The 12,610-nt window shown below is 68.0% G+C and carries 11 protein-coding genes and 1 tRNA gene; 8 read left to right on the top strand and 4 right to left on the bottom strand.

What is annotated here, in order from left to right; translation table 11 throughout:
• Positions 1-71 precede the first annotated feature (71 nt).
• The gene (locus VHC04_RS00970; protein WP_325676998.1) at positions 72-431 is read left to right on the top strand and encodes a FitA-like ribbon-helix-helix domain-containing protein; all 360 of its coding nucleotides are present in this window, start codon (positions 72-74) and stop codon (positions 429-431) included.
• A complete protein-coding gene (locus VHC04_RS00965; protein WP_325676996.1) occupies positions 373-789 on the top strand; it encodes a type II toxin-antitoxin system VapC family toxin in 417 nt (138 codons plus the stop codon). Before VHC04_RS00970 ends, VHC04_RS00965 begins: the two co-directional genes overlap by 59 nt.
• Before the next feature lie 73 nt (positions 790-862).
• Here the strand turns inward: VHC04_RS00965 and VHC04_RS00960 are convergent.
• Together VHC04_RS00960 and VHC04_RS00955 are read right to left on the bottom strand one after the other, a co-directional pair.
• Positions 863-952 (bottom strand) — tRNA-Ser (locus tag VHC04_RS00960).
• Positions 953-1,023: 71 nt separating this feature from the next.
• A complete protein-coding gene (locus VHC04_RS00955; protein ID WP_325676994.1) occupies positions 1,024-3,165 on the bottom strand; it encodes an acetate--CoA ligase family protein in 2,142 nt (713 codons plus the stop codon).
• Positions 3,166-3,264: 99 nt separating this feature from the next.
• Here VHC04_RS00955 and VHC04_RS00950 point away from each other — a divergent pair, with 99 nt between their 5' ends.
• Positions 3,265-4,050, top strand: coding sequence for an SDR family NAD(P)-dependent oxidoreductase (locus tag VHC04_RS00950; protein WP_325676992.1), 786 nt, complete (start codon positions 3,265-3,267; stop codon positions 4,048-4,050).
• Positions 4,051-4,293: 243 nt separating this feature from the next.
• A complete protein-coding gene (locus VHC04_RS00945; RefSeq protein WP_325676990.1) occupies positions 4,294-5,022 on the top strand; it encodes a class I SAM-dependent methyltransferase in 729 nt (242 codons plus the stop codon).
• A 235-nt stretch (positions 5,023-5,257) separates the two neighbouring features.
• On the opposite strand, the gene VHC04_RS00940 is transcribed toward VHC04_RS00945, so the two are convergent.
• Positions 5,258-6,298: an amidohydrolase family protein gene (locus VHC04_RS00940; RefSeq protein ID WP_325676988.1), complete on the bottom strand. Its 1,041-nt coding sequence runs from the start codon at positions 6,296-6,298 to the stop codon at positions 5,258-5,260.
• A gap of 417 nt (positions 6,299-6,715) precedes the next feature.
• On the opposite strand from VHC04_RS00940, the gene VHC04_RS00935 reads away from it, so the two are divergent.
• Positions 6,716-7,825 (top strand): aminotransferase class V-fold PLP-dependent enzyme, encoded by a 1,110-nt coding sequence (locus VHC04_RS00935; protein WP_325676986.1) that lies wholly within the window; start codon positions 6,716-6,718, stop codon positions 7,823-7,825.
• 51 nt (positions 7,826-7,876) lie between these two features.
• On the opposite strand, the gene VHC04_RS00930 is transcribed toward VHC04_RS00935, so the two are convergent.
• Entirely contained in the window at positions 7,877-8,833 is a 957-nt protein-coding gene (locus VHC04_RS00930; RefSeq protein WP_325676984.1) for a right-handed parallel beta-helix repeat-containing protein, read from the bottom strand.
• Between VHC04_RS00930 and VHC04_RS00925 the strand changes: the two genes are divergently transcribed.
• The 3 genes from VHC04_RS00925 to VHC04_RS00915 all read left to right on the top strand — a co-directional run bounded on the left by VHC04_RS00925 (position 8,823) and on the right by VHC04_RS00915 (position 12,597).
• Positions 8,823-9,989: a glycosyltransferase gene (locus VHC04_RS00925; RefSeq protein WP_325676982.1), complete on the top strand. Its 1,167-nt coding sequence runs from the start codon at positions 8,823-8,825 to the stop codon at positions 9,987-9,989. The two genes, VHC04_RS00930 and VHC04_RS00925, sit on opposite strands and share 11 nt — an antisense overlap.
• A 13-nt stretch (positions 9,990-10,002) precedes the next feature.
• Entirely contained in the window at positions 10,003-11,067 is a 1,065-nt protein-coding gene (locus VHC04_RS00920; protein WP_325676980.1) for a GNAT family N-acetyltransferase, read from the top strand.
• A 270-nt stretch (positions 11,068-11,337) separates the two neighbouring features.
• Positions 11,338-12,597 (top strand): hypothetical protein, encoded by a 1,260-nt coding sequence (locus VHC04_RS00915; protein ID WP_325676978.1) that lies wholly within the window; start codon positions 11,338-11,340, stop codon positions 12,595-12,597.
• Positions 12,598-12,610 lie beyond the last annotated feature (13 nt).

Genomic DNA, 12,610 nt, shown 5'->3' with positions numbered 1-12,610 from the left:
GTTCCGAAGTGGCGGGCCAGGAACGACGAAGATGGGCACTATTCCCGCACCATAGTCACCTGAAGCACGCTATGGCTCTCTTGTGGCCCTCTGGCCTTCCCGTCCACTGGCCTTCCCGTCCACTGGCCTTCCGTTCTGGTCGTCGCCGTCTGGATATGCTACCAAGGCTCCAAAACGGAGGAGTTTTGGAGCCGATGCCTGTAAACCTATCGATCAAGAACGCCCCCGACAAGATCGTTGAGCGTCTGCGCCGGCGGGCAGAGCGGCATCACAGATCTCTGCAAGGTGAGTTGCTGGCCATTGTCGAGGAAGCTGTCCGAACGGAAGGAGAATTGAGCCCCCGCGAGCTTCTCGCAGAGGTCCGGCGCCTCGGTGTCCGCACGCCAGATGATGCGACTGCGATCATTCGGGCGGATCGTGACCAGCGTTAAGGTGGTAGACGCATCAGCGCTTGCCGCGCTGATTTTCTCGGAGCCGGAAGCGGACGCCATCGCCGGGCGGTTGGAAGGGGCCAGGTTGGCAGCGCCCTCTTTGCTCGACTACGAACTGGCCAATGTTTGCCTGGTCAAGATCCGGCGTGCGCCGGATCAGGCGAAGACGCTGCGGGCTGCATATGGCATGGCGCATCGGTTGAGGGTCGAGATCATCGCAGTCGATCCTCTCAGCGTACTGGAACTCGCCGAGACCACCGGGCTGACCGCCTACGACGCCAGCTATCTGTGGGTCGCACGCTCCATTGGCGCGGAGCTGGTCACACTCGACCGCAAGCTGGCGGCAGCCGTAAGGTGAAACCGATGGGTCTCACGGATCGGTGGAGTGCTGCGGGCAGTCACAGGATAGCGTGGCGCGCTGTAGCGTAGTTTGGCGGAGAGGGAGGGATTCGAACCCTCGGTACCCATAAGGGTACAACGGTTTTCGAGACCGCCCCGATCGACCGCTCCGGCACCTCTCCGTCTCGCCAGCGTCGAAGGCCGCCCATCTACAGGCTCCCCTCGCGCCGCGCAAGCTGTTCCCGCGCGCCGCCTACCGTCCAGCCGGCACGATCAGACCGTCCACCGCCGTGATCCGGTCCCCCGCGCAGATCAGCGGGTTCACATCCAATTCCGCCACCGTGTCGCGGTGATCGGCGACGAAGCGGGAAATATCGCTGATCACCCGCGACAGCCGGCCGATATCCACCGCCGGCATTCCACGGAATCCCTCCAGCAGCGCCATGCCCTTCAGCCGACGCAGCATTCCCTCTGCCTCCCACGGCGTCACCGGGGCAGGGGAGATCGCGGAGTCCTTCAGCACCTCCACCAGCACGCCGCCCAGGCCAACCACGATCAGCGGACCGAACAGGGCGTCATTCCGGGCGCCGACCACCAGTTCGACGCCTTGCGGCACCATCGGCTGCACCAGCACGCCATTGATCTGCGGCGGCGGTGAAACCTTCCCCGCATTTGCCATGACCGCCGCATAGGCGTCGCGCACCGCGTCAGCATCCTTCAGCCCCAGCCGGATGACGCCGGCCTCGGTCTTGTGCGGGATGTCCGGGGACTCAACCTTCATCACCACCGGGTAGCCCAGCGCCTCGGCCGCGGCGACAGCCGCCTCGGCGGACTGCGTCAGCCGCTCGCCGACCACTGGCACGCCGTAAAGCGACAGCAGCGCCTTCACCTCGCGCTCGGTCACCGTCTCGCCGGTGGCGGCGGCCAGCAGCGACTGTGCCTCGGCCAGCGTCGCGCCTGGCGTCGCGGGCACCGCCTGCACCCCGGCGGCCCGCTTGTCCGCCCGCCACTGCCAGGCCGCGACCGCCTGGAAGCACGCATTCATCGACCGGAACAGCGCCACCCGCTCACAGCCATTCGCCTCCACCACGCCGGGCCCGTCCTGCCATTCCGTCTGCCAGACGACGCAGGCCATCTTGCCATGCCTGATCGCCAGGTCATTGTAGACCAGCGGCCGCTTCGCCGAGGGCGCGTAGCCGTAGGTCAGCGGGGAGACCAGCACGCCGTATTGCGAATCCCCCAGCAGCGCACCGGCGCAGTCCTGCAGCGATTCCGGATCGCCCAGCACCTGGGCCGTCACGTCGCAGGGATTGCGGGAGGAACCGAATTCGGGGATCCGGCTTTCCAGCACCGCCTTCACCGCCGCCGATGGTTGTGGCATCGGCACACCGTTCTGCTCCGCTCGGTCCGCGCACATGATGGCTGCGCCGCCCGATGCCGCGATGACCGCCGCACCCGGCGCTTTTGGCGCCGGCGGGGCCTTGGCGAAGAACGCGGCGGTTTCCATCAACGTTTCGAAATCATCCACCACCACGGCACCTGCCTTGCGGAACACCGCGCGATAGGAGGCGTGGCTGCCAGCCAGCGAGCCGGTGTGGGACATCGCCGCCTGCGCGCCGGATTCGCCCGTGGCCATCTTGAAGATCACCAGCGGCTTGTCCGCCTTCCAGGCATTCTCGGCGGCCAGCAGCAGCCGGTCCGGCGTCGCCATCCCCTCGAACACGCAGGCGATCGCGCCGCAATTCGGATCGTCGACCAGGTAATTCACATAGTCGGCCATGTCGACGTCGCACGAATTCCCGGAGGTCAGCACGTGGCTGACCGCCAGGCCGCGTACCACGCCCTGGGCCAGCGCCATGCCCAGCGCGCCCGACTGGCTGATCACGCCCACCGCCTTGGGATGTGGCCGCGGGATCGGCGTGATGTCCATGAAGGTGATCCGGGCATCCAGCATGGCATTGACCACGCCGATGCAGTTCGGTCCGACGATGCGCATCCCGCTTTCGCGTGAGATCGCCGCCAACCGCTCCTGCTGCGCGATGCGGTCTCCTTTCCCGGTCTCGCTGTAGCCCGACGCGAAGATGATCGCCCCGCCCACGCCGGCCCTCACGCAATCGGTGACGATGTCCTCCACCGCCTCCCGCGGGGCGCAGATCACCACGCAGTCCGGCACCTCCGGCAGCGCGGCGATGGTCGGGTAGCAGGTCTTGCCGTCGATCGTTTCATAGCGCGCGTTCACCGGATAGGAGCGGCCGTCGTAATGCGCCATGTTGGCCAGTACCGTCTTGCCGAATGCGCCCGCGCGGGTGGAAGCCCCGACCACGGCAATGCTCTGCGGATGCAGAAGACGCGTGAGCTGATCGCGGGTGTAGACCCCGGTGCGACGGTATTGCATGTGTCTGCCTTGATTGACGTTCCTCGGGTGCGCAGCATACTCACCGGTAACAGCGCGGCAAGGTGCCGGCCAGCGCGCCACAGGGCTGAAGGAATGGATATGTCGTCATTGTTCGATCTGACCGGAAAGGTCGCCATCGTCACCGGTTCGACCAAGGGGATCGGCCTGGCCATCGCCACGCGCATGGCGGAGCATGGCGCCACCGTCGTGGTATCCAGCCGCAAGCCCGATGCGTGTGAGGCGGTGGCGGCGGATATCAAGGCAAAGGGCGGCAAGGCGGAGGTGATTCCCTGTCATGTCGGGCACAAGGACCAGTTGCAGAACCTGGTCGACCAGACGGTCGCGCGATGCGGCGGGATCGACATCCTGGTGGAGAACGCGGCGGTGAACCCGTATCTGGGTCCCGCCGCCAATATGCCCGACGATGCGTTCGACCGGGTGATGGGCACGAACATCCGCAGCCAGGTCTGGCTGGCCAACATGGCGATCCCGCACATGGTGCCGCGCGGGGGTGGGGCGGTCATCATCATCTCTTCGATCGGCGGCCTGCGCGGATCGGCGCAGTTGGGTGCCTACGGGATTTCCAAGGCCGCCGACATGCAGCTGGCGCGCAACATCGCGGTGGAGTGGGGGCCGAAGAACATCAGAGCCAACGCCATCGCGCCCGGCTTGGTGCGCACCGATTTCGCCCGCGCGCTGTGGGAGAATCCGGTGCTTTACAAGAAGCGCACGCGCGACACCCCGCTGCAGCGGATCGGTGAGCCCGATGAGATTGCCGGGGCGGCGGTCTTCCTGGCCTCGGCGGCAGGCAGCTTCGTCACCGGTCAGACCCTTGTGATCGATGGCGGAACGACCGCCGGATCGGTGATCCAACCCGATGACTAGGGATTGCTGCGCTCCTCCGGCGGTCGCGCTTGATCCCGCCAGCCGGAAGCGGGAATGATCGCCCGATGCAAGAGATGGATATCTTTATCGCCTCCGGTCTGGCCGGCATGTTGGGTGGGACGCCGGTGCCCCGCCGCGTGGACTGAGTTCGGCGGCTTCGCACCCATGCCCCGCCGTTTCGGACGGGGCATAGCCATCGGCGGCCCTCGTCCATCGGCTTGCTGATGGGAAGGGAATGAGATCGTGGCCCAGAACATCTACGACAATCCCGACTTCTTCGCCGGCTACAGCCGCTTGCCGCGGCAGGTGCTCGGTCTGGACGGCGCGCCGGAATGGCCGGCGGTGGCCGCGATGATGCCGGACCTGGCAGGCCGGCGCGCCGTCGATCTGGGTTGCGGCTTCGGCTGGGCCTCTCGTTGGATGCGCCAGCATGGCGCGGAGTCGGTGCTGGGCATCGACATTTCGGCAACGATGATCGCCAGGGCCAGGGCGGATACCGATGATCCGGCGATCGTCTATCGTATCGAGGACCTGGAGCATCTGGACCTGCCCCGGGCGGCGTTCGACATCGCGTTCAGCGCGCTCGCCTTCCACTATATCCAGGACTTCGCTCGGCTCAGCCGCATGATCTTCGCCGCCCTGACGCCCGGGGCCTGGCTGGTGTTCACCATCGAACACCCGATCTTCATGGCCGCCCCCGCGCCAGACTGGATCGCGGCGCGGGATGGCGGCCGGATCTGGCCGGTGCGGCACTACGCCGAGGAGGGGGAGCGGCGGACCGACTGGTTCGCGAAGGGCGTATTGAAGTATCACCGCACGATGGGGACGACGCTGAATACCCTGATCGACAGCGGCTTCGCCATCCGCCGGGTCGAGGAGTTCGCGCCGTCGCCACGGCAGGTGGCAGCCGATCCAAGGCTGGCGCAGGAACGCGAGCGGCCGATGCTGCTGCTGGTGTCGGCGCAGCGCTGAACGGCGGCCGCCTGCCGGTTATGATAGGCAGAGCGGCAAGACCGCGACGCCGCCTTTCACCGTCTCTCTCGCTGGCGGCCCTTGCTGGCGGATAGCTCAGGCCTACCGCCAGACGGGCTGCCGCCGGCCGGCAATTCCTATTCGCTTCCTGCTGGGCATGTGTCTGACGGCGGGCTGTGATGAAGGCAGGAGAAGCCGCGTTTCGATACCGGAGCATGGATGCGGCCTCGGTGCCTCAGGCCGCCGCGTCCAGCGGCACTCCGTAGACACGCGCCGCCGTGCCGGCGAACAGCGCCGCCTTGTCCGCCGTCGATGCGCCCGCCGCCAGCCGCTTGAACGCGTTCCAGGTCACCGCGTAGCTGCTCCAGCGCTTCTGCACCGGGAAATTGCTCTCGAACATGCAGCGCTGGGCGCCGAACAACGTGATGCTGGTTTCCATCCACGGGCGCCAGGCCTCGGCGATCTCCTCCGATCCGGGCGGCATCGAGCGGTCGGCCGGCGCGCCCGGCAGCCGGATCGGGATCGCTCCCAGCTTCACGGTGACATTCGGCCGGCGCGCCAGCTCCGCCATGCCAGCCTTCCAGTCGGCGAAGACCAGCGTCCGGTCGGCTGCGTAAGGACCTCCCAGGATCGGGCTGCCGACATGGTTCAGCACGATCGTCGTGTCGGGAAAAGCGGCCGCCAGATCGGCCACCTCGGATAGTTGCGGATGATACACCCAGGCGTCGAACACCAGCCCCAGCCGGTCCAGCTGCGCGAAGCCTCTCCGGAACGATGCCTCCGCCAGCATATGCGGTGTCGGCGCGACCTTGTGGATCTTGTCGCTGGCATCCCAGGCGGTGGACTGTCGAATGCCGGCGAAACGTCCGCCGCTGGCCTGGATGTGACGTTCCAGCAATGGTCCCGCCGCGTCGCCCAGGCGCAGGTCGACATTGCCGACCATGCGGGCGCAGAACCGGGTGGTACCGAACGTGCCGCTGGCGCCCATCGCGGCGAAGCCGGTGACGAATTCGGTCTCGCCCAGCGATGCCTCTTCGGCCGGCCCTGCCGCGCGGTACATCGAATGGCATTCTTCGAACACCGTCGCCACGATCCGGTGACCCGACCCAAGATCGGTCAGCAGTTCCGGCAGCAGGTAGGTGTTGTCGTTGCGGACCCACAAATGGTGGTGCGGATCGATGATCGGCAGATCCGGGTACAGGATCGGTTCGATCACGCGATCCAGCCAGACCTGGTCCACCGGGCCGGCAAAGCGGCTGTGCGGCTGCTGCGCCATGGCGGTCGTTTCCTCCGGTTCTTGTCTCGCCACGCAGCTTGGCACGCGGACGGGGCCGGGTCACGTCCGCCGAGCCGCCAGATCGTTTCCGCTCCGCCAGATCGTTTCCACCCGTATGTCTCGCAGGGCCGGTTGTCGGTGGTCACCGCGACGCCCAACTCCAGTGCCGCAGCTATCGGCATGCGGTCCATCTGGTTCTCATGATGCTGCGGCATGATGCTTGGAGCAGCCCGTTTGCGCGGTGTTCCCCCCTCAACGGCAGTGGCGGATGGCCGGCACTGCGCAACCAGGCCCGTCCAGCCCGGTCGCCGGGCGGCCGGGGCCGTGGCGCCGACGACGCGGGCAGCGGTGCAGCGATTGTCCTGCAAGGAAAATCCCTCTCTGCCCATCGCCCCTCGCTCGCGCTACGCTTCGCGCATGCCCGCTCTCTTCAACCCCGCCGACTTCCGCCTGCCGACCGGCGTCACCCATGTCTGCGCCGGCGGCGAAACCGCCGCGCTGCGGTCCCACGACGCGGCCATGCTGCGCTACCTGGCCGACAAATCCGCGGGATTTCCCGGCCGCACCAATCAGGAGGCCGAGGTCGAGGCCGCCCGGGCCGGCATCGCCCGGCTATGGCATGTGCGGCCGGAAGACATCGGCTTCGTGTCCAACGTCGCCGAGGGCGTGTCCATCGTCGCGGAGAGCCTGGACTGGCGGGAGGGCGACGCCATCGCCATCGACGCGGTCGAGTATCCCTCGGTTGTCGGTCCGATCGCGCTGCGCCGCCACCCGCCGGTGCGGCTGATACAGGCGCGTGGCAGCGATCCGGACCGGCTGGTTCAGGTTGCCGGTCCCGGCACGCGGATCATCGCCGCCAGCTATGTCTCCTACCTCACCGGAGAGCGGGTCGACCTCCATGCGCTGCGTCGGGCCGCCGACCGGATCGGCGCCCTGCTGGTGGTCGATTTCACCCAGGCCTCGGGATATCTGCCGATCGAGGCTTCCCTCGCCGATTTTGCCTTCTCCGCCTGCTATAAATGGATGCTCGGCATCACCGGCGTGGCGATCGCCTATTGGAACCGCACGCGCCAGCCGGATTGGGCGCCGGCCTCGGCGGGTTGGCACGCCTTCGCGCCAGGCGGGCGCGGCTACGATGTCCTGCCGCCGCTGAAATCCGACGCCATGCGTTTCACCCGTGGCAACCCGGCACATTGCCCGATCTACGTGCTGAACAACGCGCTGTCCTATCTGCACCGCTACGACCCCGCGACCGTCCAACGCCACGTCCAGGGCCTGACCACCGCCTTGCTGGGTCAATTGCACGATCTGCAAATCCCCACCACGACACCCGCCGATCCAGCCCGGCACGGCGCCAGCGTCTGTATCCCCTCGGTCCGCGCGGCGGAACTGGAGGAGACGCTGCGGGCCCGGGGCGTGTTCACCTGGAACGGGCAGGGCAGGGTCCGCATCAGCTTTCATGGCTACAACGACGCAGCCGATGTCGATCGCATCGTCGCCGCGCTGCGCGCCTGCGGCCCGGTCTGAGCCGCGCTCGGACCGCGTCGACCAGGGTGATGCCAATCACGGTGACGGTGATCAGGGTGACACGGTGCCAGGACCTGCCAGCGGTTGCACGTCGCCGGTGATCTGGTTGGCAGTCAGCGCCGCCGGTGTCTTCGCCGCGTTGCGCACGAAGACCGTGCGCACGGGCATGTCGTTGCGGAACTGGTTGTCGCGGATCAGCAGCCAATGGGTCGGGTTTGTGACCGCCTCCGTGCCGATCGAGATCGCGGTGCCGCGGTTCTCGCTGTTCGGGCCCTTTTCCAGCACAGTATGCTCCACCAGCAGGTCGCCGCCGTTCGGGGTTTCGATGAGGTAGGAGGCGGTGCCGCTGGGCCCGTCCTCGATCCGGCTGTCGCGGACGATGGTGGTATGCGCGCGGGATTTGATGTGATGCGCGGTGCGCGTATCCAGGAACACGCAGCGCTCGATCTCCAGCCGGTTGATCGGGGCGCCGGCGTATATGCCGTGCGCACAGGCAATGATGCAGGCGCCATTGCCGATGAAGCGGCTGTCGCTGACGCGCAGGACGCTGGCCGGGGAGCCGCCGGTCAGGATGCCGTTTTCATTGTGCAGGAACGCGCTGTGCCGGACCGTCAAGTTGTCGCCCAGCATCTTGATGCCGGCGCCGTTCCGGCCGGGAACGGTGGCGTCGCGGAAGGTCAGGCCCTGGATGGTGACGTTGTTGCCGTAGATGACGAACAGCGCCTGACCCAGGCAGCCGGGACCGGTGATCACCACCGGCCGGCCCGGTCCCAGGATCGTCAGCCCGGGCGCGCGCCATACCGCGCAGTCCACATAGGTGCCGGGGTCGATGCGGATCGTATCGCCGGGCCGAGCCGCGGTTGCCGCCTGTGACGGCAGCTTCAGTGTCCGCGTCGGGCCTACATGCAGGGTCCGCGCAAGGGCCGGCGGCACCCACGCCAGACAGGCCATCGCCAGACAGGCCATTGCGATCGAAAAAGCAATCAGGCTATGCCGGGTGCGGATCATCGCCGGCAGTTCGGCGAAAGCAGGGGATGCCGTCAAGGTGACAGAGCAGGCCGCGGCGCGGCAGGGTGAGCATGCGGCGCCTCTGGTCGTTCACATCTTTCCCACCTTTGCCGTTGGCGGCGCGCAAGTTCGGTTCGCTGCCATCGCCAACCATTTCGGCCTCGCCTTCCGCCATATCGTCGTGGCGCTGGATGGCAACACCGCCTGCCGCGAGCGGTTGCGCCCCGATCTGGATATCCGCTTCCCCGTCATCGAGGCCCCGAAGCACGCCATGCTGGCTAACGCATGGCGCTTCCGTCGCCTGCTGCGGGCATGGCGGCCGGACATGCTGGTGACCTGCAACTGGGGCGCCATCGAGTTCGCGCTGGCCGACCTGCTACCCGTCTCCCCGCATTTCCATGTCGTCGACGGGTTCGGGCCGGAGGAACGGGCAGCGCAAATTCCCCGGCGTGTGCGGCTGCGGCGCCTGGCGCTGGGCCGCACGCCGGTCGTGCTGCCCTCCCGCACCCTGGTGCGGATCGCCACCGACATCTGGAAGCTGCGACCGTCCCTGATCCGCTATGTCCCCAACGGTGTCGATCTGGCCCGTTTCACCGTCTCCACGCGGGCCGCCGTCGGGGAGCCGGTGATCGGCACCATCGCAGCCTTGCGGGAGGAGAAGAACATCGCCCGCCTGCTGCGCGCTTTCGCCCTGGCCACGCGCGGCCCGCCGGCGCGCCTGGTGATCGTGGGCGACGGGCCGGAGCGCGCGGCGCTGACCGCGCTGGCGGCGCAACTGGGCATCGCGGAGCGGGTGGAGTTCACCGGCCATCAGGCCGATACGCCCGCCTTCTATCGCCGCTTCGACATCTTCGCCCTGTCGTCGGACACCGAACAGATGCCGCTGTCGGTGATCGAGGCCATGGCGAGCGGCCTGCCGGTCGTGTCCACCGACGTGGGCGATGTGCGGATGATGGTGGCGGAGCGGAACGTGCCTTTGGTCACCAGGCTGGACGATGCCGCCCTGGCATCCGCGCTTGCCGCGCTGGCGGCCGATCCCGATCTGCGGATGGCCATCGGCGCCGCCAACCGCGACAAGGCCTGCCGCGATTTCGACGAGCAGACGATGTTCGCCACCTATGGCGCGCTCTGGCGTGGCAGCGGGCCGGCCAGGTGAAGGCGCCGGCGTCGTGACCGCGATCACGGTCGATGTCGTCCGCGATTTCGACGCGCTGGGTCGGCGCTGGCAGGCGTTGGAGCGGCGGGCCAGCGTCCCGATCTTTCGCAGCTGGACCTGGACCGGCTGTCTGGCCGAGGAGCGCTTTCATGATCCCGTCCTGGTGGAGGCTACGGAATCGGGCCGCACCATCGCCCTGGCGCTGTTCAATCGCGTCCGCTCGACATGGGGCCAGCCGGATCGGCTGTACTTGAGCGAAAGCGGAAATCCGAGCCTGGATTGCATCTATGTGGAGCACAACGGCGTGCTGGCGGAGCAGGGGCGCGAGGCGGAACTGACCCGAACCTGCCTGGCGGCCGTCGCGCGCGGGCATGTGCTGGTATTATCCGGCGTGGGCACGACGGAGCTGCATGCCGCCCGCGTCGTGGCGGGCCGGGTGTGGATCGGCAAGGATGAGGAGGCGCCCTGCATCGACCTGGACGCCGTGCGGCGCACCGGCGACGGCTACCTGGCCTCCATCAGCGCGAATACCCGTCAGCAGATCCGCCGCTCCGACCGTTCCTACGGCGCGCCGGACGGGCTGAGTGTGCGGATTGCCGCATCGGCGGAGGAAGCGCATGCGATGCTGGATCGGATGGCCGCGCTGCACCAGGCCACCTGGATCGCCCGGGGGCGTCCGGGCAGCTTCGCTGAACCATTCTTCGGCCGTTTCCACCATGCGCTGATCGATCGCGGCATCGCATCCGGTCAGGTCATGCTGATGGAACTGCGCGGTCGAGGCCGGCCGATCGGCGTGCTGTATACGCTCCGCGATGCCAGCGGCTGGCGCGCCTATCAGAGCGGGTTCGACTACGCCGTGGTCGATCCCAGGGCGAAGCCGGGCCTGACCTGCCATCACGCGGCGATCGGGCTCGCATTGCGGGAGGGCGCCGCCCGCTATGACTTCCTGGCGGGCGGTGACCGCTACAAGCGCAGCCTGGCGAATGCCTCTGTCCGGCAATACTGGCTGGAGGCTGGGCCCGGATGGGCACCCCGGCTGCTGCGCCGGCGCCTCGCGGATGCGATCCGGCGGCGATAGAGCGCGATCGCCTGAAGCCGGCGGTTGGAAGGCGTGAATCGCGCTCTTGAATTGGCGATAGAGCACGATCGCCTGAAGTCGGCCGCAGACCCGGTTCCCAGCGTGCCGAGCTCGCGGCCTTGGCGCGGAATCCTGATCATGACGGAAAATTTGCTGCCGCGCCCGGACAGGCCTCTGCTAAGCTGGATCCCTGTCTCCGCCGGCCGGGCCTGCCGCCAGGCCCATGGCCGTGGCCGGGGGCCGGTTCGCCGGTCGATCGCAGGAGTCACCGTGTCACGCTTTCGGATCGGTCTGATCGTGCTGCTGGCATGCACGCTGCCGGCCCTTGCCGCCGTTGCCGGACCGTCGGAGCCCGATCTGCGCAAGATCGGCGACATGGCGACGCGCCTGAACGCGGCCACCGATGAACAGGCTCGCGCGACGATCCAGTCGACCTTGGCGCCCATCGATCCCAGCGCGCTGGCGATGACCTTCAGCGGGCCGATGCGTATATATTACGACGGACCCAAGCGGCCGGACTACGCGACGGTCGGCACGGTCGCGGATGCGCTGGGTGACCGGCCAAGCGTGGCGGAAACCGGGGTGAGCGCGTCGGTGAAATACGGCACGCAGGAAGCCGCGCCGGTCGCCGGTTTCTTCGATCGCGTCGATGATTCAGGGGCGCCCCAGGCATCATCCCGCATGGCGGAGCGGCTGGCCGAGATTACCCAGCTTCCGCCCGGGGAGAGTGCCCCCACGGTACGTCCGGCTCGGCCGCCCGTGTCTCCGGCGCTACCCGTGTCTCCGGCGCCACCCGCCGGACGGGATGCGCCCCCGACGGTGGTGGTGACGGCGCCCGCGGGGACCGTGGCGGCGAACGGCTCCCGCCGGGACGGGCCATCAGGGGCCAGCCGGCCGCAGACCGGCGGGTCACAGTCCGTTTCACCGGTGACGGTTCCATTGGGGACGGTTCCATTGGGGACGGCTCCATCAGGGGCCGCTTCTGCATCGGGGGGCGGCGAATCATCGGGGAGTGCCGGGTCGGCAGGCGCTATGCTTGCCATCGAGGGCCAGGCCGCCTCGCCGCCCATGCGCTCCCGCAGCGTCTTCATGGACGCCGCCGGGACTGCCGCGGCGGTCGACGGCCCCGGTCGGGTGGCGGACGTCGTGGCGACCGGCTTCGCCAAGCGCCTGCTGGCGGAATCAGAGTATTTTCCCGGCGGCGCATTGCCGGTCACCCGGCCGCTGAGCGACGTCTTCCCGTTATCGGCCGCCGCCGCCCTGTCCATGCCGCCGCAGGGTACCGGTGGTCCACCCGATGGCGTCGTGATCCTGCCGGTCACGGTCTTCCCGGCCGTGGACGAGGCCCTGCCGGTGAACGTCCGGCTGTTCCGCGACCGGTTGCCGCGGCTGGACCTGGAAGGATGGCTGGACCTGATGATGGAGCGCATCCAGTCCCTGTCCGGGCCGGAAATCGTTTCGCTGGCCGTGGCGGCGATTGCGCTGTTCGGTCTCGCGCAGTTGTGGCGCGGACGACGCAGGCTGAACTGAGGCGGGCCGATCT

The sequence above is a fragment of the Rhodopila sp. genome (assembly GCF_035548095.1).
Classification (GTDB): Bacteria; Pseudomonadota; Alphaproteobacteria; order Acetobacterales; family Acetobacteraceae; genus Rhodopila.
Note: the sequence above shows the minus strand (reverse complement) of the source record. Positions and strands in the feature narration are given on the sequence as shown.

Coding starts and splice junctions, on each gene's coding strand:
- VHC04_RS00970 (WP_325676998.1), top strand. CDS start 72: ATGGCTCTCTTGTGGCCCTCTGGCCTTCCCGTCCACTGGCCTTCCCGT.
- VHC04_RS00955 (WP_325676994.1), bottom strand. CDS start 3,165: ATGCAATACCGTCGCACCGGGGTCTACACCCGCGATCAGCTCACGCGT.
- VHC04_RS00950 (WP_325676992.1), top strand. CDS start 3,265: ATGTCGTCATTGTTCGATCTGACCGGAAAGGTCGCCATCGTCACCGGT.
- VHC04_RS00940 (WP_325676988.1), bottom strand. CDS start 6,298: ATGGCGCAGCAGCCGCACAGCCGCTTTGCCGGCCCGGTGGACCAGGTC.
- VHC04_RS00935 (WP_325676986.1), top strand. CDS start 6,716: ATGCCCGCTCTCTTCAACCCCGCCGACTTCCGCCTGCCGACCGGCGTC.
- VHC04_RS00930 (WP_325676984.1), bottom strand. CDS start 8,833: ATGATCCGCACCCGGCATAGCCTGATTGCTTTTTCGATCGCAATGGCC.